Annotated in this window: 21 protein-coding genes and 1 pseudogene; 14 read left to right on the top strand and 8 right to left on the bottom strand. The window is 63.3% G+C overall.

Annotated features, from left to right (window positions below; translation table 11 throughout):
• Positions 1-172: 172 nt before the first annotated feature.
• From CKW39_RS05210 to xdhC, 3 genes are read left to right on the top strand one after another with little or no spacing between them, the layout of a single operon-like run.
• Positions 173-1687, top strand: a complete 1515-nt coding sequence (locus tag CKW39_RS05210; protein ID WP_095797111.1) for a xanthine dehydrogenase small subunit — start codon at positions 173-175, stop codon at positions 1685-1687.
• The gene (xdhB, locus tag CKW39_RS05205) at positions 1684-4230 is read left to right on the top strand and encodes a xanthine dehydrogenase molybdopterin binding subunit (protein WP_095797110.1); all 2547 of its coding nucleotides are present in this window, start codon (positions 1684-1686) and stop codon (positions 4228-4230) included. The genes CKW39_RS05210 and xdhB overlap by 4 nt, the downstream gene beginning before the upstream one ends.
• 29 nt (positions 4231-4259) lie before the next feature.
• Positions 4260-5072: a xanthine dehydrogenase accessory protein XdhC gene (xdhC, locus tag CKW39_RS05200; protein ID WP_095797109.1), complete on the top strand. Its 813-nt coding sequence runs from the start codon at positions 4260-4262 to the stop codon at positions 5070-5072.
• A gap of 92 nt (positions 5073-5164) precedes the next feature.
• Here the strand turns inward: xdhC and CKW39_RS05195 are convergent, their stop codons facing one another.
• Together CKW39_RS05195 and CKW39_RS05185 are read right to left on the bottom strand one after the other, a co-directional pair.
• A complete protein-coding gene (locus CKW39_RS05195) occupies positions 5165-5791 on the bottom strand; it encodes a hypothetical protein (protein ID WP_143469935.1) in 627 nt (208 codons plus the stop codon).
• Between the two features lie 214 nt (positions 5792-6005).
• Positions 6006-6449, bottom strand: coding sequence for a MerR family transcriptional regulator (locus tag CKW39_RS05185; RefSeq protein ID WP_095797106.1), 444 nt, complete (start codon positions 6447-6449; stop codon positions 6006-6008).
• A 92-nt stretch (positions 6450-6541) separates the two neighbouring features.
• Between CKW39_RS05185 and CKW39_RS05180 the strand changes: the two genes are divergently transcribed.
• From CKW39_RS05180 to CKW39_RS05155, 6 genes are all read left to right on the top strand, one after another.
• Positions 6542-7564, top strand: a complete 1023-nt coding sequence (locus CKW39_RS05180; RefSeq protein ID WP_031272401.1) for a zinc-dependent alcohol dehydrogenase family protein — start codon at positions 6542-6544, stop codon at positions 7562-7564.
• Between the two features lie 17 nt (positions 7565-7581).
• Positions 7582-8157: a DapH/DapD/GlmU-related protein gene (locus CKW39_RS05175; RefSeq protein ID WP_095797105.1), complete on the top strand. Its 576-nt coding sequence runs from the start codon at positions 7582-7584 to the stop codon at positions 8155-8157.
• 31 nt (positions 8158-8188) lie between these two features.
• Positions 8189-8767, top strand: a complete 579-nt coding sequence (locus CKW39_RS05170) for a hypothetical protein (RefSeq protein ID WP_143469934.1) — start codon at positions 8189-8191, stop codon at positions 8765-8767.
• A gap of 324 nt (positions 8768-9091) precedes the next feature.
• Positions 9092-9535: a hypothetical protein gene (locus CKW39_RS05165; protein WP_095797103.1), complete on the top strand. Its 444-nt coding sequence runs from the start codon at positions 9092-9094 to the stop codon at positions 9533-9535.
• A complete protein-coding gene (locus CKW39_RS05160) occupies positions 9532-9951 on the top strand; it encodes an NUDIX domain-containing protein (RefSeq protein ID WP_095797102.1) in 420 nt (139 codons plus the stop codon). Before CKW39_RS05165 ends, CKW39_RS05160 begins: the two co-directional genes overlap by 4 nt.
• The gene (locus CKW39_RS05155; protein WP_173674282.1) at positions 9839-10921 is read left to right on the top strand and encodes an SDR family NAD(P)-dependent oxidoreductase; all 1083 of its coding nucleotides are present in this window, start codon (positions 9839-9841) and stop codon (positions 10919-10921) included. The genes CKW39_RS05160 and CKW39_RS05155 overlap by 113 nt, the downstream gene beginning before the upstream one ends.
• Before the next feature lie 290 nt (positions 10922-11211).
• Here CKW39_RS05155 and CKW39_RS05150 read toward each other — a convergent pair whose 3' ends face one another.
• Together CKW39_RS05150 and CKW39_RS05145 are read right to left on the bottom strand one after the other, a co-directional pair.
• Positions 11212-12105 (bottom strand): hypothetical protein, encoded by an 894-nt coding sequence (locus tag CKW39_RS05150; RefSeq protein ID WP_095797100.1) that lies wholly within the window; start codon positions 12103-12105, stop codon positions 11212-11214.
• Between the two features lie 364 nt (positions 12106-12469).
• Positions 12470-12910 (bottom strand): VOC family protein, encoded by a 441-nt coding sequence (locus CKW39_RS05145; protein WP_095797099.1) that lies wholly within the window; start codon positions 12908-12910, stop codon positions 12470-12472.
• A 73-nt stretch (positions 12911-12983) separates the two neighbouring features.
• Here CKW39_RS05145 and CKW39_RS05140 point away from each other — a divergent pair, with 73 nt between their 5' ends.
• The 5 genes and pseudogenes from CKW39_RS05140 (at position 12984) to CKW39_RS15730 (ending at position 17729) form a co-directional block, all read left to right on the top strand.
• Positions 12984-13931 (top strand): NADP-dependent oxidoreductase, encoded by a 948-nt coding sequence (locus CKW39_RS05140; RefSeq protein ID WP_095797098.1) that lies wholly within the window; start codon positions 12984-12986, stop codon positions 13929-13931.
• A gap of 103 nt (positions 13932-14034) precedes the next feature.
• Positions 14035-14946, top strand: a complete 912-nt coding sequence (locus tag CKW39_RS05135) for a Cof-type HAD-IIB family hydrolase (RefSeq protein WP_165189357.1) — start codon at positions 14035-14037, stop codon at positions 14944-14946.
• A gap of 190 nt (positions 14947-15136) precedes the next feature.
• Positions 15137-16090: pseudogene (locus CKW39_RS15740) on the top strand (YeeE/YedE thiosulfate transporter family protein); the annotation flags it as partial.
• 264 nt (positions 16091-16354) lie between these two features.
• Positions 16355-16588 (top strand): sulfurtransferase TusA family protein, encoded by a 234-nt coding sequence (locus tag CKW39_RS15735; protein ID WP_238663201.1) that lies wholly within the window; start codon positions 16355-16357, stop codon positions 16586-16588.
• Between the two features lie 220 nt (positions 16589-16808).
• The gene (locus CKW39_RS15730; RefSeq protein ID WP_254049288.1) at positions 16809-17729 is read left to right on the top strand and encodes a CPBP family intramembrane glutamic endopeptidase; all 921 of its coding nucleotides are present in this window, start codon (positions 16809-16811) and stop codon (positions 17727-17729) included.
• 65 nt (positions 17730-17794) lie between these two features.
• Here CKW39_RS15730 and fmdA read toward each other — a convergent pair whose 3' ends face one another.
• The 4 genes from fmdA to CKW39_RS05100 form a co-directional block, all read right to left on the bottom strand.
• Complete coding sequence (fmdA, locus tag CKW39_RS05115; protein WP_095797095.1) at positions 17795-19051, bottom strand: formamidase; 1257 nt, start codon at positions 19049-19051, stop codon at positions 17795-17797.
• Between the two features lie 63 nt (positions 19052-19114).
• Positions 19115-19396: an FmdB family zinc ribbon protein gene (locus CKW39_RS05110; RefSeq protein WP_095797094.1), complete on the bottom strand. Its 282-nt coding sequence runs from the start codon at positions 19394-19396 to the stop codon at positions 19115-19117.
• A gap of 72 nt (positions 19397-19468) precedes the next feature.
• Positions 19469-20503 (bottom strand): L-idonate 5-dehydrogenase, encoded by a 1035-nt coding sequence (locus CKW39_RS05105; RefSeq protein WP_095797093.1) that lies wholly within the window; start codon positions 20501-20503, stop codon positions 19469-19471.
• 53 nt (positions 20504-20556) lie between these two features.
• Positions 20557-21987, bottom strand: coding sequence for an Nramp family divalent metal transporter (locus CKW39_RS05100; protein ID WP_095797092.1), 1431 nt, complete (start codon positions 21985-21987; stop codon positions 20557-20559).
• Between the last annotated feature and the right edge of the window lie 102 nt (positions 21988-22089).

Genomic DNA, 22089 nt, shown 5'->3' with positions numbered 1-22089 from the left:
CCAAGTGACCTGCCTTACATTTGAGGCAGCCTACGGCGGGTCCGGATTCGGACTATCTACCGGGCGAGCAACCAAGAATCGCACTGATTCGGCGCCAGAGAGCTCCCGGTACAGCTGAGGACGGATCCACTCCACGTCGCAGTCAGTGGCTTGTCACGAGGAGTTCAGCGCCATGAGCGAGATCCGTTTAACCATCAACGGCCACGAACGCGGCTTCGCCGGCGTCAATCCCCACACCCGCTTGCTCGATTTCCTGCGCGACCAGGGTCTGACCGGTGCCAAGGAAGGCTGCGCGGAAGGCGAGTGCGGCGCCTGTGCAGTGCTGGTCGCACGGCCGGACGGCGATGATCGCACCCGCTGGACCTCCGTCAACGCGTGTCTGCCACCCGCCGTCGCCTTCGACGGGCAGGAAGTGGTCACCGCCGAAGGCCTCGGCACTGCACCCGGACCTCGCGGCCCCGGCCAACTCCATCCGGTGCAGCGCGAAATGGCCACCCGCGGCGGCTCCCAGTGCGGCTACTGCACCCCCGGCTTCGTGTGCGCGATGGCCGCGGAGTACTACCGCCCCGAACGCACGCCGTCCGATGACACCCACGGCGAGAAATCCGGCACGGAGGTCCAGGGCGAAGAACACTCCGCCGCTCACGAATGCGGACCCAACGGCTTTGACCTGCACTCCCTGAGCGGCAACCTCTGCCGCTGCACCGGCTACCGCCCCATCCGCGACGCCGCCTACGCCCTGGGTGAGCCCGAGGAAACGGACCTGCTGCGGCGTCGTCAAGAGCAGCCCGCCCCGAAACCGAGCTACACCCGGATCGATACGGCGACCACGCGCTTCGTGCGCCCCGCCACGCTCGACGAACTCTTCAACCACCTGGACGAGGCCCCTGACGTCCGACTGGTCGCAGGCGCCACCGACCTCGGCGTGGAGGTCAACATCCGCCACGTCCGCCCGCCGCTCGTGCTGGCCGTGGACCGCCTCGACGAGCTGCGCACCCTCAACGTCAGCGACGACCACATCGAAATCGGCGCCGCGCTGAGCCTGTCGGAGGTCGAACGAGGCCTGGCTGGCCGGGTGCCCCTGCTCGATCAACTCTTCCCGCAATTCGCGTCCCGCCTGATCCGCAACGCGGCCACGTTCGGCGGGAACCTGGGCACGGGCTCGCCCATCGGCGACTCCGCCCCGGTGCTCCTCGCGCTCGACACCTCCGTGGTGCTCGCCTCCAAGGGCAAGGAACGTGAGGTCCCGCTCGCCGAGTACTACACCGGCTACCGCGAAAGTGTGCGCCGTCCGGACGAAATCATCCGCGCCCTGCGCATCCCGCTGCCGCTCGCCAACCACGCCGCGTTCTACAAAATCGCCAAGCGCCGCTTCGACGACATCTCGAGCGTCGCCGTGGCCATCGCGATCCAGATCGACGACGCCGCCAGCATCACCTCCGCGCGCATCGGCCTGGGTGGCGTGGCCGCCACCCCGATCCGTGCACGTGAGGTCGAAGAAACCCTGATCGGACAGCCGTGGACCCGCGAAACTGCGGTCAATGCCGCGGCCGTGATGGCCCAGCAGGGCACCCCGATCGATGACATGCGGGCCAGCTCCCGCTACCGCTCGGCCATGCTCGAACAATCCCTGCTCAAGTTCTGGGCGCAGGAACAGCCCGCCCAGGCTCAGGAGGTCTCCCGATGAAATCCCTCGCAGAACGCCCCGAGAACCCGGTGGTCGGCGTTTCGGTCGCTCACGAACACGCAGCCGATCACGCCACGGGCACCGCGCTCTACACCGACGACCTCATCGTCCGCCACCAGAACGTGCTCCATGCCTGGCCGTTGCAGGCCCCGCATGCCCACGCCCGCGTGACGTCCCTGGACGTCGCCCCCGCCCTTGAGGTGCCCGGGGTGGTCCGGGTGTTGACGGCTGAGGACGTGCCGGGCGTCAACGACGCCGGCATCAAGCATGATGAACCCCTGTTCCCCAGCGAGGTCATGTTCTACGGCCACGCGGTGTGCTGGGTGCTTGGCGAAAGTCTGGAAGCAGCGCGCCTCGGCGCGGAAGCCATTGAGGTCCAGTACGAACCCTTGCCGTCCTTGATCACCGTCAGGGAAGCCATTGCCGCAGACAGTTTCCAGGGCCGCCAACCCACGGTGAGTCGCGGCGACGTCGAAACCGGCCTGGCCAACGGAACCCACCGTTTCAGTGGGGAGTTCGAGTTCGGCGGGCAGGAACACTTCTACCTGGAGACCCACGCGTCGTTGGCGTACGTGGACGAGGGTGGGCAGGTGTTCGTTCAGTGCAGCACGCAGCACCCCACCGAGACCCAGGAAATCGTCGCCCACGTGTTGGGACTGGACAACCATGACGTTACGGTGCAGTGCCTGCGCATGGGCGGGGGCTTCGGCGGTAAGGAAATGCAGCCGCACGGTTTCGCCGCGATTGCCGCGCTGGGGGCGACGCTGACCGGACGGCCCGTTCGGCTGCGGCTGACCCGCAACCAGGACATCACCCTTTCCGGCAAGCGCCACCCGTACCTCGCGGAATGGGACGTGGCCTTCGACGACGACGGCCGCCTCCAAGCACTGCGCGCCACCGTCACCAGCGACGGCGGCTGGAGCCTTGACCTCTCGGAGCCGGTGATGCAGCGGACACTGTGCCATATCGACAACGCCTATTGGATCCCTCACGTGGAGGTCAACGGGCGGATCGTGAAGACGAACAAGACCTCGCAGACCGCCTTCCGTGGGTTCGGCGGGCCGCAGGGCATGTTGGTGACCGAGGACATCCTGGGCCGCTGCGCACCGCTGCTCGGCCTGGATCCCACCGAACTACGCGCCCGCAACCTCTACGTCTCGGGGCAGAGCACGCCCTACGGTCAGCCGGTGCGGCACGCCGAGCGCTTGGCCGAGATTTGGAACCAGGTGCACCAGCGCGCGGACGTGCGCGAGCGGCGTCGTGACATCGAAGAATTCAACGCAACCCACACCGATACTCGCCGCGCGCTCGCGGTGACCCCGGTGAAGTTCGGCATCTCGTTCAACCTCACCGCGTTCAACCAGGCCGGCGCGCTCGTGCACGTCTACAAGGACGGCTCCGTGCTCATCAACCACGGCGGCACGGAGATGGGCCAGGGGCTGCACACCAAGATGCGACAGGTCGCGGCCACCGCACTGGGCGTGCCGCTGGAAACGGTTCGACTGGCGCCCACGCGCACGGACAAGGTGCCCAACACCTCCGCGACGGCGGCCAGTTCCGGCGCGGACCTCAACGGTGGGGCGGTCAAGAACGCATGCGAGCAGATACGCGATCGGCTGGCCGAGGTCGCCGCGCGCAAGTTCAACATCCATCCCGACGACGTGCGGTTCGTCGACGGCAAGGTTACCGGCATCGGTTTTCACGACCGGGACATGCCCTTCGCTGAACTCGTGCACGATGCCTATTTCCAGCGGATCTCCCTGTGGGCCGCCGGCTACTACCGCACCGAGGGGCTGCACTGGGACGCGGACCGGATGCAGGGCGAGCCGTTCAAGTACTTCTCGTACGGGGCGTCCGTGTCTGAGGTGGAGGTGGACGGGTTCACCGGTGCGTATCGGATGCTGCGGACGGACATCGTGCACGACGTGGGCGACAGCCTGTCCCCGCTGATCGACATCGGGCAGATCGAGGGTGGATTCGTGCAGGGCGCCGGCTGGCTCACGCTCGAGGAACTGCGCTGGGACGATTCCGACGGCCCCTCCCGAGGTCGCCTCACCACCCAGGCCGCGAGCACGTACAAGCTGCCGAGTTTCTCGGAGATGCCCGAAGAGTTCAACGTGCACCTGTTCGAGAAGGCGACCGAGAGCGGCGTTGTCTATGGCTCCAAGGCCGTGGGGGAGCCCCCGCTGATGTTGGCGTTCAGCGTGCGCGAGGCGTTGCGGCAGGCCGCGGCGGCGTTCGGGCCGGAGGGGCACAGTGTCGAGCTCGCCAGCCCGGCCACTCCCGAGGCCGTGTTCTGGGCAGTTCAGGACGCACGGCGGGCGCTCGCGGACGACGGCGCGAAGCGGCCGCTCGCTTCGGGCCGGGGTCGGTCAGACGACGGCGCTTCCCAGCCGCCGGCTTCTCGACGGGACCGAGCGGCGTCGTCGGCGACGGGCGTGTCTGCTGGCGAAGCGGCGTCGACCGAGGCGACTTCAGCGGAAGCTCGCTCGACGAGTGCCGCCGAGGACTCACCGGACGCCACCGCCGCAGCCACGCGCTGACGGCTGCCCATCTGACGTGGATGACTGACATGGACTGGTTGGACGCTCTGCAGTGCCTGCGCGGGGAGGGGGCCGGGGGTGTGCTCGTCACCGTGACCGAGGTGCGCGGGCACGCCCCCAGGGCACCCGGGGCCAAGATGGTCGTGGGTGAGTCGCAGACTTGGGACACCGTGGGTGGCGGAAATCTGGAAGCGACGGTGATCGAGCGCGCCCGTGAGTTGCTGAGCTCGGGTGCGTCGGAGCCCGAGACCATGACGTTTTCCCTCAACGAGCACGCCACCGTGGAGCACGGCCGACAATGCTGTGGCGGCGTGGTCACCGTGCTGCTCGAACCGCAGCAGGCGCGGCCGTCGGTCGCGATCTTCGGCGTGGGGCACGTGGGTTACGAGTTGGCGCGGGTGCTGTCCCGGTTCCCGCTTCAACTGCACCTGGTGGACAGCCGGGCCGATCAGTTGGACCCTGCCCGGTTCGCCGACGTCACCAACGGCACCGCTCAGGTCCACCTCCGGCACAGCCCTGTGCCGGAATCCACGCTCGCCGAGCTGCCTGCCGGGGCGCACGTGCTGATCATGAGTCACGACCATTCAGAGGATTTCATTCTGTGCGATGCCGCCCTGCGCCGCGGCGACCTGGGCACGGTGGGGCTGATCGGGTCGTCCGCCAAATGGTCGCGTTTCCGCAAGCGGTTGCGCGACGAAGGTCACGACGACGCCGCCATCGACCAGATCTCGTGTCCCATCGGCGTGCCGGGGATCCCCGGTAAGGAGCCTGCGGCCATTGCGGTGAGTGTTGCCGCGGATCTGCTGCGGGTGTTCGAGGGAGCGCGGACGTCTGGTTCGTGAGGCGGTCCGTGACTCAGACAGCAGGCGGCCGTTGGGTGGTTCCGCGCTCGCTGAGGTGAGGCGCGAGGTGAAGGGGGAGAGCGGCGTCGTCGTCAGAAAAGTGGCGCCGGGGTGACGCTGAATCCCGAGCCTCGACGGGTGCTCCCGCTGGAGGGGAACGCGGTGGCGTTGAGGTAGATGACGCTGGTGCCGTAGCCCTGCACGGTTACTGTCCGGTACAGGGAAACGGCCGTGACCCGGGAGGAACTGGTGCTTTTGGAGTCCAGAACGTTATAGGGCGAGGCGAACGTGGTGCCGCACGCTTGAGTCCCGTTCAGTCCGCCTTGGCAGGTTCCGTCAGTGCGCCCCACGGTTCCGTTGGCCGCAACGGCCGTTCCGTTGGTGACGTCGTATGTGTTGCCGTTGGACAGCCTGAACCGTGACGTACCACCTCCGTTGCCAGAGTTGATCGACCCCGAGGTGACTCCGCATGCTGCGGCATCCGCGCTGATCTTGAAACCGAAGTCCAGATACACCCGCTTGTTGGAGACCAGATCACCCAGGGTTTCGTTGGTGATGTTGATGTAGGTGACCTCGAACGCAGCTGCGGGCAGGGGCTGTCCACTCACGAAGCGCTGGCATTGAGGCGAGGCGGCAATGGCCGGGGCGGCAGCGGAGACCATGACTACCGGTGCGGCCCAGACCGTGCCTTTCGCGAGGGTTCGGCGGGAAATCGTCATGGGGGACCTTCACAAATCGATGACATTCCATGAAAACACACGGATGCCGTTCGATAAACCCAGGTCGGGAAATGTGACCAGGCGCAATAGCTCCGCGTTTCCGGGTTTCTGCGTCTTGCCGCGTTTCTCCTTGGACCTGTTGGTCCGGCGCCGCGACTGAGACCGGGACTGGGACTGAGCGGGGCCGCGACCGGGGCTGGGCAGGGCTCTTCACTCAGACCTCGAGCCGGTCCCTATAACCCCGGATGCGCGCGGGAATCTGGTCCTCCGGGAGGTCAATGACGGCTTGCTCGGAGCCGAGGCTTGTGGCCGCTTCGTAGTACCAGCACTTGTACTCGACGATCTCCAGGGTGCGTTGGAGCTGTTCCATTTGTTCGAGTACCGAGGTCCGGCAGTTCTGGAACAGCTCCTGGCGCTGCTTGAGCGTCTCATCACCTTGCTGGTACCACTGCATGAATTGGCGAATCTCGCTGATGTGAAGCCCGGATTGCTTCAGGCAGTCGATGACTTTGAGGGCCTCGAGGTCCTTGTCTTCGAACGCTCGTCGTCCGCCGGCGCCGCGGGACAGCTCCGGGAGCAACCCCTCCTTGTCGTAGTAGCGCATGGTCGAGGCCGGAACACCCAGTAGTTCTGCGGTCTCTCCGATGGTGTAGGTCATGGCGTCTCCAAAAACTTTTGCCGGGTCCTTGACTTGAAGTGAACTTCAACTGTGACTATCAAACCACTGACCAAGATTTTGAGGAGAGCACCATGCGCGGAGTAGTACTGCACGGACCGGGCGACGTCCGGGTGGAAGAACGCGAAGATCCCACCATCCAGGAACCCACGGACGCGGTCATCAAGATCGTCGCCGCGTGCGTATGCGGTTCCGACTTGTGGCCCTACCGCGGCGCAGACCCCGCCGAGAACCAGCTCATGGGTCACGAATACGTGGGAGTGGTCGAGCAGATCGGTGACGACGTCAAGACCGTGAAGCCCGGAGATTTCGTGGTCGGCTCGTTCGTCATCTCGGACAACACGTGCCCCATCTGCACCAACGGGTACCAGTCCCGCTGTGTCAACGGCATTTTCGTCGATGGCCAGATTGGGACCCAGGCCGAGTACGCGCGCATTCCCTACGCCGACGGCACTCTGGTCGCCACCCCGGGCCAGCCCGACGACGATCTGATCCCCTCGTTGCTCGCCGCCTCTGACGTGCTGGGAACCGGATGGTTCGGAGCTGTGGCAGCCGAGGTGGGACCGGGCAAGTCTGTTGCGGTAGTCGGGGACGGCGCCGTCGGCCTCATGGCAGTGCTGGCCGCCAAGCAACTGGGAGCGGAGAAAATCATCGCGATGAGCCGTCACGAATCCCGCCAGAAGCTCGCCAAGGAATTCGGGGCCACGGACATCGTGGAGGAGCGTGGCGAGGCCGGCGTCGAGAAAATCAAGGAGCTCACCGACGGGCTGGGCGCGGACAGCGTGATCGAGGCTGTGGGCACCCAGGAATCCATGATGCAGGCTGTCCAGTCGACCCGGCCCGGCGGGCATGTGGGCTACGTGGGCGTCTCGCACGACGTCTTGCTCAACGGCCTGGAACTGTTCTTCGGGCTGGTGCACCTGCACGGCGGGCCCGCGCCGGTGCGGCGGTTCCTGCCCGAGTTGATCCAGCTGATCTGGGATCGCAAGATCGAACCGGGCAAGGTCTTTGACCTCGAACTTCCGCTCGACCGTGCCGCCGAGGGGTACCAGGCCATGGACGAACGTAAGGCCATCAAGGTGCTGCTCAAGCCCTGACGTTCAGGAGACGAATCATGGAACTCGACGATCTGCTCGACGCACTCAACGCCGGCGAAACTATTACCGGCGGCTCGCCATTGCACGCCGTGATGCACCGGGCCAGCCAGGACGCGCTGCGCGTGACCGCGGAACTCAATGGCAGCTACCACGAACCCACGCGCGTGCTCGAGCTGCTGGCGCAGTTGATTGGCAAGCCGGTACACGAATCGGTGGCGCTGTTCCCGCCGTTCTACACCGACTTCGGCAAAAACATCACCCTGGGCGAGCGGATCTTCATCAACTCCGGGTGCAAGTTCCAGGACCAGGGCGGGGTCACCATCGGCGATGATTCGCTGATCGGCCACAACGCCCTGCTTGCGACACTCAACCACGACATGGATCCCGCCCGCCGCGCTGACATGCACCCCGCTCCCATTGTGATTGGCAAGCGGGTGTGGCTGGGTTCGAACGTCACGGTCCTGCCCGGCGTCACGATTGGCGACGGCGCTGTGGTCGCCGCAGCCTCCGTGGTCACCAAGGATGTTCCCGCCAATTCCGTGGTGGTCGGTTCCCCGGCCAAGGTGGTGCGCTCGGTGCCAATGGAGGGCTGACTGCGCCGCGGGCAGGTTCTAGGGTGGATGCATGGCTGAGACGAAGATGACCAGTATGAACACTGTGTGGATTCAGGCGATCGCCGGCGGGGCATTCACCCTCATCCCAGCGCGGAAATACCCGGCATGGTTGCGTCACACTTTGACCTGGGGATCGACGGCGGGAATCTTCACGGTCATGGCGGTTCCGGGTGTCGCGTCGAAACTTCAGGAACTGACGACGGGTAAGACCGGTTCCGAGAAGGCTGCTGCCCTCGAGGACGTTGACGCCGAGACTGTGAATGTCCACGGTGGCAGCGTCGAGGACGCAGGCACCGGACGCACCAGCACCGGGAAGGTCGATGCGTCGAAACCGGACTTCGAGAATGTAGTCAGCAACCCGGTGATGCGGATTGGTCTTGCCACGGCTGTGGCGGCATGCACCTATGGCGTGTTCCGGTTCTCGTTCTGGTTCGATGACGCCGCCGAGCGCGGACTGCGCAAGCTGCGTGTGCCGTATCCGCGGGTGGTCATGGGTTTAGGAGTGGCCGCTTTATACGTGGTCACGGAGAAGTTCGATCGCAAATACGAGGCCCGTGCAGGCCAGTCATCGCAATCTGATCAACACTAGGACCTTCGCGGTGCGCATCACTGCACCCTGATCGACGTTCGGACCCTCGACCCTGCGGTGCCTGCACACGAATCGACGTAAGACCACAGCTGATCTGATCGATGCACCCTGGTCGACGTTAGAACCTTCATCGCTGCCACGCGTGCACCGTGATCGACGTAAAGACCCACCTCGCCGAGCGGCCTGCACCGTGGTCGACGCACCGACCTCAGGAATCGAATTCTGAGGCTCTACCGTCAACCAGTTTGCAGCGGCTCGGCTGTGAGGGTCGCAACGTCGATCCGATTGCGGGTCCGTTGCGCGGGTGAAGGGGATACTGGCTCAATGAGTGAATGGGGTGCAGTTCTGGACGCTGTTCAGCTGACGTTGAGCGGCGACAAAGAGCTGGGTGAACAAACGCTGCGGAGGTGCTGGTCTCAGACCATGCCGTCCGATCACGCGCGACGATGCGTCATTGCTCATTACCTGGCTGACCTGCAATCCGATGTCGCCGCAGAGGTGGAGTGGGATGAGCGCGCTCTTGCTGAATTCGATGATGTTTCTGATACCGATCTCGCCCCGATCGGTGTTCCCAACGCCAAGGGATTCGCGCCGAGCCTGCACTTGAACGTGGGGGACGGTTACTTGCGGATGGGGCGGCTGGACGACGCTCGAAAACATCTCGAAGAAGGAGAATCAGCGCTGCTGGATGTGGAGCGTGATGGATATCTTCAGTTCATCGGACAGGGTCTCCAACGACTGCGCCAACGATTGGAGGAGCACGCATGATCGATGCCGAGACGGGATGGTACTTCATCCACACGAGTGTGAAAGTCGCGATCTTCGACGGTGCCAAGACCCTACTCGCCTTGAACGCACGCGATGAGTGGGAACTCGTCGGAGGGTGGCCAACCGCCGATGATGAGTCCCTGGAAGAAACCGTCCGCCGGGAGACTCTCGAAGAAACCGGACTGGTTATAGAGGAACTGCACCTTGCACATGCAACACTCTTCGAACCCGTTCCGACCAAGAAGGTTGCCCTCGTTGTTTACGCAGCAGAGGCTTCATCGACTAACCACCTAGATCTGAGCGATGAACACATCACTCTGCAGTGGTTCGAGGTTGAAGACCTCCCGTTCAATCTTCCTGAGGCATACAGGACGAGCATTCGTTTGGGTTTCCGAACGCTTTATCCGAATCCATAGACCCAGTTCGATCATTACGGTGCGAACCGCTCTCGGTCGAGCCACGGCTCAATGGCCAGAATCCGATCGTGCCGCCTACCGTTGGGGTATGGATCCAGTACCGTTGACCACCCTCGATCTCCCTGACCAATCGGGTCGCACCTGGCTCATCACTGGCGCGACCAGCGGGATCGGCAGGGAGCTAGCGCTCGCGGTGGCTGCGGCTGGTGGGAGGGTAGTGGCACCGGCGCGGAATCGGGAGAAAGCGGCGTCGTTAGTGGCGGCCGCTGGGAAAGGCGCGGGGAGTGTCGAGACGCCGCACATGGATCTTGCGGACCTTGCTTCCGTGCACCGATTTGCGGAATCGTTGACGACCGACATTGACGTGCTCGTGAACAATGCCGGCGCTGTTTCTCCCCGCCGACGCGAGACAGCTGATGGGTTCGAGCTGCTGCTCGGTACCAACTTCCTGGGACCTTTCGCGCTGACCAACTTGGTGGCTGACCGGGTGCGTGAGCGAATCGTGATCACGGGGTCGGACTCGTACAAGGTGGGGCGAGTGGACCTGGATGATCCGCATTTCCGCTCACGCCGGTGGAACCCCATGAGTGCCTATGCCCAGTCCAAACTGTGCGACATGCTGTGGGCCCGGGCGCTACAGGAACGGCTCGGATCGCGCGTGCCGGTGACGCTCGCTCATCCCGGTTGGGCGGCGACAGGGATTCAGAACGTCACGGGTAGCAAACTGCTGGATCGGGCGATCGTCGCGGTCACCTCGCCGTTCTCACAGTCTGCAGAGGATGGCGCTTTGCCCCTGGCCGAGGCTGCTGTGGGAGACCACCCACCGCTGAGCTATATCGGTCCGGACGGGTTCATGAAGTGGCGGGGTAAGCCGGAGGTTCAGGAGGTTTCGCGCCGCGGGCGTTCTGCCGTGGGGGCTGAAGAGGTGTGGGCGCTGGGCGTGCGTGAAACGGGTACGGATTTGGCGTGAGCCTTCCTTGCTGAACATTCCAGTCCCGAAAAATGCCTCATGAGGCCTCTGAAATGCACTTTTGCGGACTGGGATGTTGGAGACGGTATCCACCCGGAAGATCTGAGACATCCCCAGGCCACCGGCAAGATTTGAGGCACTCCCGAGCCGCTTGAGGACAGCGGAAGTGGCTCCGGGGTGACTGGAATCTCCACTTTGAGGTGTACCTCAAGTTGCCTTGCCGGGGAGCCTTTGGGTACTGCGATAGTTACATCCAGATGTAACTATCGCAGTACTGTTCTGGGCAATCGTCAGAGGTCCATTGCGGCGAAGACTTCATCGGCGAAGGAGTCATTGTGGTGCCGCGCCAGAACTGACGACCCTTTGCGGAGCTGTCCCATGGCCAACTGGCGGGCGGCCTGCAAGACCTCGGGAATGTTGAGGATCAAGGGAGTGACGTCGGTGCCGGCAGCGAAGATTTGGTGAACTGGCCCGGCAGATCGGTAAGAGGTCGAGACCGCGGTTACCTGAGCCACCTCTTGTGGGATTTCTGGCATCACAGCCGTATTGATGAAGGTGTATGGCTCCCAAATGTTTTCGTCTTCCCAGTACTGTTCGCCCATGACCAGGACTTCCACGTTCTGGATGCTCAAAGTCATGAGTCGCCGGTTGGTTTTGTGTTTAGCAGTACTAGGAAGGGCCGTGAGGCTCCACTGCCTTCCCTCGGTTTCCTGTGGCCAAACGATCACTTGAGACACGTAGGTTGCCACCGAATTGAGAACCTTCGTGAATTCCGAGTGTTGACGGAGCTTTTCGAATTTGACCCTGGACTTGATGCGTCGCTGGGCCAGAGTGATGCGTTCAGGGTCCACCCCGGGCGGTTCTGAACGCGCATCATGCTGCAACCATTCGGCTTGTGCCTGGGGATCAACGATGAGGTCCAATGGTGAGGGCCCTACTGGCTGGGACAACAAAGTCTTGTTGCGTAGTTGTCTCTTCTGCTCGACCCGTGACCGGATCGCAGCCCGTTCCTTCTCATCCAGCTCGTCGGGAATCGCTTCCGCGAACCTGACCGCCTCAATGTCATCCCACCGTCGGCGGTGGCTCGAAAATCTTGCTGGGAAATTCACCGTCTGCCCGACGTAGAGCTCTCCGTTGGTGAACAAGAGCTCATAGATCCCGCAGCTCAGCTTCTCCGGAATCACAGCCGATGTCGCGAATCCAGCGGGGGTTTTCCATTCGCGGAAATGTAGTTCAGTCATGCGTAGCCTCCGAGGGGTCATATTAAACCCAGCGGAGTCATTGCACCGGCGAGATCTGAGACATCCCCAGGCGACCGACAAGATTTGAGGCACTCCGGAGCCACTTTCGGACGGCGGAAGTGGCTCCGGAGTGCCTGGAAACCTGAGGGCCGCGGCCAGTGTGCAAGGCCACCGGGCGACGCTGCTCGACCGGTCACGCATGAGGCGTGGCCGGTGAACATTCCAGTCCCGAAAAGTACCTCAGCAGGCCGCTGAATTGCACTTTTGCGGACTGGAATGTTGGCTTCGGTGGGACCGTCCGTCTGGGCTAGCCGATCTGCTCCGCCAGCGCCACGATGATGCCCTCCGGGCCGCGGAGGTAACAGAGGCGGTAGACATTTTCGTAGTTGGCGACCTCGCCCAGAAGCTCGGCGCCGTGGGTGCGCAGGCGGGCGATGGTGTCGTCGATGTCGTCGACCGCGAACATGATGCGGTGCAGCCCCACGGTGTTCGGCGCCGGCGCGAGCGGCTCCGGCGTGATGAGCGCGGGGGAGTGGTACGTCGTCAGCTCCACTCGGCCATGCCCGTCCGGGGTGCGCATCATGGCGATCTCGCTACGAATCCCGTCAATACCAACGGTCTGATCCGCGAAGAGCCCCTCGATGGGTGTGCGTCCCTCGAGTTCCATGCCCAGTTCGGTGAAGAAGTCGACGGCGCCGTCCAGGTCCTTGACGACGATGGCCACGTTGTCCATCCGTTGGATACCCATGAGGCAAGCCTAGACCTCCCGCGCACACAACGTCCCGCAGGAATTCCTGTCGACCTGAGTCGTTAACGTAAGTATGCGAATCATTGGATTTACAGAATTCGGAGGGCCCGAGGTCCTCGACATCCACGACGTTCCGGAGCCTCATGCCGGGCCCGGGGAAGTTCGGATCGCCGTGAAGGCTGCAGCGGTCAATCCCACGGACACTGAGACGCGGCAGGGTAACGGCGCTCCCGCCCAGCTGCCCGCTCCGCACGTCCCGGGGATGGATGCGGCGGGTGTGATTGACGAGGTCGGCGAGCCCACGGCGGAGCTGGATACTTCCCCGTGGTCCGTGGGTGATCACGTCATGGCCATCGCGATCCCGTTGCGGGGCCACGGAGGCGCATACGTCGAATACCTGGTCGCGGATGCGGACTCTCTGGCTAGGATCCCCGAAGGCCGCTCGCTGGAAGAAGCCAGCACGTTGCCCATGAACGGGCTTACTGCCCTCCAAGCGTTGGAGAAACTGGACCTCGAACCCGGCCAGGTCTTGGGCGTGACCGGCGCGGCGGGCACCCTGGGTGGGTACGTCGTTCAGCTGGCCAAGCTCCAGGGCCTCACGGTGATCGCCGACGCCGCCCCAAAGGACCGTGAGCGCGTGGTCGCCTTGGGCGCTGATCATGTGGTGGAGCGGGGCGATGATTTCCCCGACAAGGTCCGCGAAATCTACCCGGACGGTGTGGACGGCTTGGTCGATGCCGCGGTGATGAACGAGCTCGCAGTGCCCGCCGTTCGCTCCGGGGGAGGCTTCGCCACGGTGCGTTTCTGGCAGGGGCCGGAGGACAGTGACTTGACCTTCCACGTTGTCTGGGTTGGTGATGAATACCATCACGGCGACAAGCTGGACGCGCTGCGCGAACTGGTGGAGAGCGGCGTCGTCACCCTGGAAGTGGCCGACACGTTGCCCGCCGAGCAGGCGACGGAAGCTCACCAGCGATTGCAGGAGGGCGGCGTGCGGGGTCGGCTGGTCCTGACGTTCTGAGCGCAAAGTCGGGGCCATTAGGGTTGAGCGGAGTCAGCAAGGGCTGGCTCCGCAACCCGTCCCGCGTGAGCAACTGCGGTAGACCGCAACAGGAGAACCAAGAATGCCCCCCGAGTATCAACTGGTCGCCTTCGACATGGACGGCACCCTGCTGGACAGTACCAAGGACCTGCAGCCGGGGACGCGGCGTGCTTTTGAGGCCATGCGCGCGGCCGGGACGCGCATCATGTTGGCCTCGGGCCGCCCGATTCCCGGGCTGAAGGGGCTCGCGAGCAAGCTGAACCTCGGGCAGGATCTGGTGCTCGCGGGAATGAACGGCTCGATCGTGGTGGATCAGGCCACGAACCGCGAAATCGCCCGCCATCCCATGCCGCTGAACATTGCTCGGGCGCTGATTGCCGTGGCCAAGAGGCATGACGTCTTGGTCATGATCCCGCACGACGACGAGCTGCTGGTCGAGGACCCATCCGACACCCACGCGCAGCATGAAGCCACCAGCAACAAACTGAGCATCCGCCACGTCGACGATCTGACCGAGCTGGACGTCAAACCGACCAAGGTGCTCCTCGTGGGCGAGCGGGACATCACCGATCCGCTGCTGGACGAGCTCAACCGGACATACGGTGACCAGGTAGAACTGGCCTACTCCTCGCCCTTGTACTTGGAAGCCACCGCCGCCGGCATCCACAAGGGTTCCGCCATCACCGACTACTGCGAGGCCGAAGGCATCCCGCTGTCCCGCGTCATGGCGTTCGGCGACAACGGCAACGACATCGGAATGCTGCGCACCGCGGGGCTCGGCGTCGCCATGGGCAACGGCATCCCCGAGGCCAAGGCAGCGGCCGACCTGGTGACCACCTCCCACGACGACGAAGGCATCGCCCGCGTCCTGTCCCGCTACTTCGACGTCGACACGAGCGACGTCCCGGGCCTCAGCGAGGCGCCCCATCCCGAAACCAACGAGACCGACGACGCCGCCCGCCCCACCAACCCAACGGGCCGCACCCTTACATAGCCCCGCCTCTCACCGCGACCAGAATCCCACGTGACTCCTATTACCCCCAGACCGTGGGGGAATCCTGAATGTGACGGTTTGTTACAACCCTCTCGACCCGGCGGAAACACCCCTGTTTACTTGATGGCGATCCTTCGGGCGCGACTCCGCGTTCCCAACTTCCTCATCTACTGAAAATCAGGTTCACCACATGATTCTTACCGGTCTGGTTGTCGGCGCCGTGCTGGGCATCGTGATGCAGCGCGGTCGCTTCTGTGTCACCGGCATGCTGCGGGACATCTTCCTGCAGAAGTCGTGGCGCACGTTCGCGGCGCTGCTCATCGTGATTTCCGTCCACGCTATTGGTCTCGCCGCTCTCACGAGCCTCGGCGTGATCGCCCCCGAATACAGCACGTTCGCCCCGGCGGCCGTGATCATCGGTGGCTTCCTGTTCGGCATCGGCATCATCCTGGCCGGTGGTTGCGCCTCCGGCACCTGGTACCGCTCGGGTGAAGGCCTGGTCGGTTCGTGGGTGGCCCTGGCCATGTACGCGCTGTCCGCGTCCGCCATGAAGGGCGGCATGCTGGATGGTTTCAACTCCTGGATGACCAGCTGGGACACCGGTCTCACCACCGTTCCCGCAGCACTCGGGATTTCCCCGTGGATCTTCGCGATCGCCCTGGCCGTCTTCACCGGCATCATGGTGCGCCGCTTCATGATCAAGGAAGCCAACAGCCCCAAGCCGGCCCGTCTCAACAACCGCCCGGCCTGGAAGCGCCCGCTGCACGTGTACAACGCCGCGTGGATGATCGGCCTGCTGGGCGTCATCGCGTGGCCGCTGTCCGCAGCCGCTGGCCGTAACGGCGGCCTGGGCATCACCACCCCGTCCGCTCACACCGTGGACTTCATCACCACCGGCGATGCCAAGTTCATGAACTGGGGCACCCTGCTCGTGCTGGGTCTGCTGGTCGGATCCTTCATCGCGGCCAAGGCCACCGGCGAGTTCCGCATCCGCGTGGCCGACGCTAAGACCACCGTGCGCGCCATCTTCGGCGGCATCCTGATGGGTGTCGGCGCAGCGTTGGCCGGCGGTTGCACCGTGGGCAACGGCATGGTCGAGACCAGCCTGTTCAGCTTCCAGGGCTGGATCGCATTGCTGTTCATTGCTTTGGGCGTTGGGGCGGGCACCAAGCTCTGGCTCAAGCCCTCCGCTGCGCAGCCCGCCGCCGAGGCTCAGGACACCGTGACCTACTCCACCGATGAGAGCCTGGACCACAACGTTCTCAACGAGAACCCGTCCGGTAACTCCATCGACGCGACCCCGTCCAAGAGCCCGCAGAACACCAACGCGTTCTCCGGTTTCGCCGCGGCGCCGTCCGCGCTGATGGTCAAGGATCCGTCCCTGTCGCCGTCCAAAAAGCTCAAGGATCTGGGCGACGGTTACTACGCCCTCGACTCGCTGGGTGCGGTCTGCCCGTTCCCGCTGATCGAGGCCAAGGACGTCATGAAGACCCTGCAGTCCGGCGACCACCTGGTCATCGACTTCGATTGCACCCAGGCCACCGAGGTCATCCCCCAGTGGGCCGCCACCGAGGGCCACGAGGTCACCGACTTCGTCGAAACCGGCGACGCCAGCTGGCAGATCACGGTCAAGAAGGGTTGATCTCACCTTCATAGAGATTGACGACGACGCCGCTCGCGACTTTCGCGGGCGGCGTCGCCTTTTGTGCGGGTTGGGTGTGTGGTCGGACGGCGACATCTGGGGCCGAGGATCGCAGGCTGGCGGGGCGAAACGCTGCGGACCCGTGCCATAAATGTCGAGGCGAGTGAGAGAGCTCTGGTGGCCATGGTCGAAGTAGCACGAGGGTGCTAGTTTCGGATCCGTGACCTCGAACTTTGAGCGTGATCAACAACCGAAGCGTGTCACCGGAGCGCCTGCGACGACGGCCGCATGGGCACCGAAGTGGTTCGGCCGAGCATTGTTCGTGGCCTGTTCGCTGGTGACCGTCGCGAGCATCGTCACGCTGATGGTGACTATGCCGGAAGGGACTACCGTCTCCGCGGACGCCAATGCACCCACGCTGTCGAACTGGGTGAACATTGGGCCCTCGTTAGTGGGTATTGCGTTGACCCTTGTGCTCCCATGGCGGGCGGCCCCCATGCCTGTGGTGCCTGTGAAGCGTGGTCGACTGCTGGTGACAACGGCCGCGCTTCCAGTGCTGCTGGCCGTCTTTGTCCTCGCCACGATTCTGCTGCCGTTACAGGGGGAGGGCTATATTCTCGGCAAGTTCGTGCTGCTGATGCTTCTCCCCGCCGTGCTGCTACTGGTGGTGCGAGGGTCCGTGAGGATCGAAACCCGGCGCGGTGCGTGGCGATGGTGGGCGCCCGTGCTGGTTCTTGCAGTCTGGTTCTACTTGTCCGAGGTGGCACCGTGGAATCCGCCGTATGACCCGGGAGATGTCGATACGAGTCTCCTCATCACGGCCGCACTGGTCACAGCAATCACCGCAGGCATCGGTGAGGAACTGTTCTTCCGTCGATGGCTGCAGACTCGTTTGGAGGCGACCCTGGGAGCATGGGCGGGCATCGGCGTGACGTCTGTGCTGTTCGGGCTGATGCACCTGGGAAGCCACGGCACCGGGGACTTGTGGTTGGACGTTGCGCGAGTGATTGCCATTCAAGGATGTCTCGGGTGGTTCTTGGGCGTGCTGTGGTGGCGCTACCGAAACCTGACCATGGTGATCTTGGCTCATCTGATCATCAACGGGTGGGGTGTGCTCGTGTACTTGGTGGGGCAGGGCTAGGGGAGAGCGGTGATGACCGCAATGATCGTGCCATCACCGCCCGCGCCCACGTGCTCGAATAAACGTCACCCCGGGTTCAGCGACTTGGGCGCTCCCATGCCGGGATCGATCTGGAAGGGTCCGGACGCGGAGGGGCGCACATCGAAGTCGAAGATCTCGGTCGGGATATAGACCGTGGCGCATGAGTTCGGAATGTCGACCACACCCGAGAAACGACCCTCGATCGGTGCCGCACCGAGTAGCAGATAGGCCTGTTCCTTGGAATAACCGAACTTGGACAGGTAGTCGATCGCGTGAAGGATCGCGCGTTGGTAGGAGAGCTGCGAATCCAGGTAGCGCTGCTCGCCGTCGAGCGTGACCGAGGTGCCGGAGAACGCAAGCCACTCCGAGTAAACCGGACCGTTGCGGCCCGGCATGAAGATGGCGTTCTCGCTGACGCCGTAAGTGTCCATGCCGTCCTTGATCACATCTACATGGATGTCGATGAAACCGCCCATCTCAATGCCACCGCAGAAGGTGATTTCACCGTCTCCCTGGGAGAAGTGCAGGTCGCCCATGGACAGATGCCCACCCGAGACGAAGACCGGATAGAACACCCGCGAACCCTTGGTGAAGTTCTTGATGTCCTGATTGCCGCCGTTCTCGCGCGGCGGGGCAGTACGAGCAGCTTCCGAAGCAACTCGGTCGAAGTCCGAGCCGCTGAGCGTACCCAGGATTGCCGAGTCGGGTTCCGGCGGCAGGGCGAGCGGAGGTACTCGGTTTGGCTCCGTGGCGATCAGATCGCCCTCTCGTTTGTTCCATTTCTTCAGCAGATCCGCCGATGGTGCTGTGCCCATCAAACCCGGGTGAGTAATCCCCGTGAATCGCACTCCGGGAATGTGTCTGGAGGTGCACTCGCCACCCTGGAAATCCCATACGGCCTTATAAGCATCGGGGAACTGGTCCACCAAAAAGCTGCCGCCGTTCTTCTGGGCGAAGATGCCGGTGTACCCCCAGCCCTGACCGGCCAGTGCACCCTGCTCCTGTGGGATGGGTCCAACGTCCAGAATGTCGACGATCAGGAGATCACCCGGCTCGGCGCCTTCGACGGCGAACGGCCCGGAGAGCGCATGCACCTTGTTCAGGGGTGCATCACGGATGTCGTCTCCGGAATCATCGTTCTTGATGGCGCCGTCGAACCACTCGCGACAGTCGATTCGGTAGCTCTCACCACGCTTGAGCGTTGCGATCGGCGGGATATCCGGGTGCCACCGGTTGTGCCCGATCTTCTCCTGCGATGTGAAGGGTTGGGATGAATCGAGTGGGAATATGACCTCTGGCATGACCTGCGTCCTTCCGGTTACCGGCCGTGACCAGTAGGGACGCGGCCGTGGAATCAAGGCGATTCAGGGCCGCGGCAGTTTGAGATGTCGCGGGTCGTTCGTTGTGGGTGTCGGGCGGCCGCGTCCTACGGGGCCACTCACGACGTCGGGTGTCTCCGCGGTCCGAGCGGCGCTATCGATAGCGCGCGCCCGGGGCGAGTTGAGCGTGGACAAATTGGCGGGCGAGAACAGTTTCCTGGCGTCCTCGCCGCAAACAGGGCACGGCTGTTTTTTCGGGGCGGTCGACATCGGATGAGTTGCTTCGAAGTCACCGCACTGCGTGCACCGGAACTCGTAGATGGGCATGAGACGCTCCCTCTGCATGTGATGTAAACCATACAGTGGGGCAGGGATGCCCGCTCCGGACAGCGAGCAGTTTTAGCTGAGCCGCAGCATCACCTTGCTGGAGCCGGAGGCACGGTCGGCAGCGATTCGAAATGCATCGCGTGCCTCAGCCAGGTTGAATTCATGGGTCATGAGGGGTGATACATCGACGTGCCCATCCATGAGTCTGATCGCCTCAGTGATCTCGTCGACGAATCGGTAAGAGCCGCGGTAGTCGATCTCTCGCGTCACGATATTCCCCAGGGCAGCACTGACCTCGCCAGCGGGAAGATTTCCGACCTGAACCAGCACACCCCCGCGCCGCACGGCCGCGATGACACCTCCGAGTGCTCGTGGGGCACCCGATGCTTCTATGGCGGCGTCGACGTCGCTCGGAAGCTTTTCGCCCTGGGCGACGTCCACGAGGTGGTCGGCGCCCATGCGTTCTGCGATCTCCAACGACGCTTGACTCAGATCTGCGGCGTAGATGTCCTTGGCACCTTGCGCCTTGGCTGCCGCTACGGCGAGTGCGCCAATGGGTCCGCACCCATTCACGAGTACGGATTTGTCAGCCACGGATCCGGCGCGCTTGACCGCGTGAATCGCTACCCCGAAAGGTTCGGCCAAAGCACCTTCTTTGGTGCTGACGCCATCCGGGGGCGGTCTGATCTGGTCAGGCCGGACCAGCCGGAACTCGGAGAATGCGCCTTGCTCGTGCGGTTGGAAGGCCGCGGAGCCGAAGTAGCGAACCTCGGGCCAGAGATTGGTCCGATCTGCCACAGCGGGGATCATCGTGTGTTTTCCGGCGAGAGTCGCCGGATGAATGGAAACGCGCTGGCCGGTTCGGAGCGTGCCCAGATCGACCACGTTCCTGCCGAGCTCCACAATGTGTCCCGCGACTTCATGGCCCAAGATGAGGGGATCTTGAAGTACTGCGGTACCGGACACTCCGGATCGAACATAGGCCACGTCGGAACCGCAGATGCCGCCCCATTCCATAGCCACAAGAACATCGTCTGGGCCGCAGACCGGGCGATCTATTTCGTCGATGCGCAGGTCGTTGGCTTGGTGGACAACTACAGCTTTCACGTCATATCCCTTGAGAGTTTGAACGGTTATTTCAGGCCCGGTAGCTGAGACCTTTAGCCGAACAAGTTGGTGATCTGAGTCCAGACATCACGGAATGACAGAACCCCCACTGCGATGATCGACAGCGCGGAGATCAGCAGCATGACAGTAAAGAACGAGCCGTCCTTGACCCGGGGGTCCGTTTGGGTTCGAGACAGGTAAATGGTGGAAATTGCCACACCGATCAAGAACAAGGCATTCAGGATTCCGGCAATGATCACGAGCTCAAGGGGGTTGGCGGCGAATATGGCCAGGGTGCCCCACGTGATGGGGAGGACGACCATGATGATCTTCATCCACTTGTCACGAGTCACCATGTTGGTCCAGTCGAAGGCGCCGAATACAGCCAGGGTATTCGCTACCTGCCGGCCCAGGCTGGGGACGTTGGCCAGGATGGTCTTGAAGAGGGCCACTCCTGCCCCAATGAGGAAGAGAACTCCGCCCCACTGTCCGACGGCGGTTTCGAAAATGCTCGAGATCACGGTCATGACCTCGTTGCCCTTGGGTCGCAAGTCGGGCTGCGGATGCAGGACTGCGGCTCCCAGCATGTAGAACGCCATGGTGGAGATCGTGTAGATGATCCACGAAACCCAGGCGTCCAATTTCATGACACGGATCCATCCGCGTGCCCGATCAACCCAAGCCTGTGTCCCATCATTGGGTCCGGACCAGGCCGCATAACCCTTTTCAACCACCCAGTAGGTGTAGGCCGTGATTTCACCGGCACCCACACCCGTCATTCCGAACATTGCCAGAGCCACGCCCATGGCACCGGCGGCAACCTGGAAACGTAGCCCGTCTCCCAGGTCGCCCAGGCTCCAGCTGTATTCGGTGAATTGGATCAGGAACACCATGGCTACGGCGAAGAGCGTCACCAGCATGACGAGCACTGTGGAGATGTTTTCTACGATCTCGTACCGATTCGCCAGGTGGATCGCAATCGCGATCACTACCAGGATCGCAACCCAGAGGCTGATGGACATGAAGAAGAAGGGGTCTCCCCCGATGGGGAAAAGCATGGAGAACGCCAGTGCCGCCCCGCCAATGACGCCTGCTTGCCCAATCAGGAACTGTAAGAACATGAACAGTACGAGCCAGGCCATCCAACCCCGGCCCGCAATTTTCGGCGGCACCTGGTTGTACCCAGTAATGGCTGCCTTGCCGGTGGAAATGGACCAGCGAGCTAACTCAACCTGCACCCAGACCTTCACAAAGGTGGAAACCAGGACTAGCCAGAACAACATGAAGCCGACTTGCGCGCCCAGCGCGGTGGCGGTGAGTAGCTCACCGGAGCCAACAACGGCGGCACTTGTGATCATGCCCGGGCCGAGAAACTTGAGTCTCTGCCCAAATCTTGTGGGAGGCTCTTGGATGTGAGCCTGGTCCAGGATGTACGGGTCTTTGTGCTTGGCGAACGTGGTTTCCTGCCCCGTGGCAGCGCGCATGCCGACTCCTTCGACGACGAGTACGTGCCCTTCCGTGAACAAGAAAGTGGAAGCGCCCTGTGACTGTAGCCACACAACTTCGCCCAGGGTATCCAGTTGCCA

This window comes from Kocuria sp. WRN011, from assembly GCF_002295155.1.
GTDB classification, from domain to species: Bacteria; Actinomycetota; Actinomycetes; order Actinomycetales; family Micrococcaceae; genus Kocuria; species Kocuria carniphila.
This window is presented reverse-complemented; position numbering and strand designations above follow the sequence as displayed.

Coding starts and splice junctions, on each gene's coding strand:
- CKW39_RS05210 (WP_095797111.1), top strand. CDS start 173: ATGAGCGAGATCCGTTTAACCATCAACGGCCACGAACGCGGCTTCGCC.
- xdhB (WP_095797110.1), top strand. CDS start 1,684: ATGAAATCCCTCGCAGAACGCCCCGAGAACCCGGTGGTCGGCGTTTCG.
- xdhC (WP_095797109.1), top strand. CDS start 4,260: ATGGACTGGTTGGACGCTCTGCAGTGCCTGCGCGGGGAGGGGGCCGGG.
- CKW39_RS05195 (WP_143469935.1), bottom strand. CDS start 5,791: ATGACGATTTCCCGCCGAACCCTCGCGAAAGGCACGGTCTGGGCCGCA.
- CKW39_RS05185 (WP_095797106.1), bottom strand. CDS start 6,449: ATGACCTACACCATCGGAGAGACCGCAGAACTACTGGGTGTTCCGGCC.
- CKW39_RS05180 (WP_031272401.1), top strand. CDS start 6,542: ATGCGCGGAGTAGTACTGCACGGACCGGGCGACGTCCGGGTGGAAGAA.
- CKW39_RS05175 (WP_095797105.1), top strand. CDS start 7,582: ATGGAACTCGACGATCTGCTCGACGCACTCAACGCCGGCGAAACTATT.
- CKW39_RS05170 (WP_143469934.1), top strand. CDS start 8,189: ATGGCTGAGACGAAGATGACCAGTATGAACACTGTGTGGATTCAGGCG.
- CKW39_RS05165 (WP_095797103.1), top strand. CDS start 9,092: ATGAGTGAATGGGGTGCAGTTCTGGACGCTGTTCAGCTGACGTTGAGC.
- CKW39_RS05160 (WP_095797102.1), top strand. CDS start 9,532: ATGATCGATGCCGAGACGGGATGGTACTTCATCCACACGAGTGTGAAA.
- CKW39_RS05155 (WP_173674282.1), top strand. CDS start 9,839: ATGAACACATCACTCTGCAGTGGTTCGAGGTTGAAGACCTCCCGTTCA.
- CKW39_RS05145 (WP_095797099.1), bottom strand. CDS start 12,910: ATGGGTATCCAACGGATGGACAACGTGGCCATCGTCGTCAAGGACCTG.
- CKW39_RS05140 (WP_095797098.1), top strand. CDS start 12,984: ATGCGAATCATTGGATTTACAGAATTCGGAGGGCCCGAGGTCCTCGAC.
- CKW39_RS05135 (WP_165189357.1), top strand. CDS start 14,035: ATGCCCCCCGAGTATCAACTGGTCGCCTTCGACATGGACGGCACCCTG.
- fmdA (WP_095797095.1), bottom strand. CDS start 19,051: ATGCCAGAGGTCATATTCCCACTCGATTCATCCCAACCCTTCACATCG.
- CKW39_RS05110 (WP_095797094.1), bottom strand. CDS start 19,396: ATGCCCATCTACGAGTTCCGGTGCACGCAGTGCGGTGACTTCGAAGCA.
- CKW39_RS05100 (WP_095797092.1), bottom strand. CDS start 21,987: ATGCGCGCTGCCACGGGGCAGGAAACCACGTTCGCCAAGCACAAAGAC.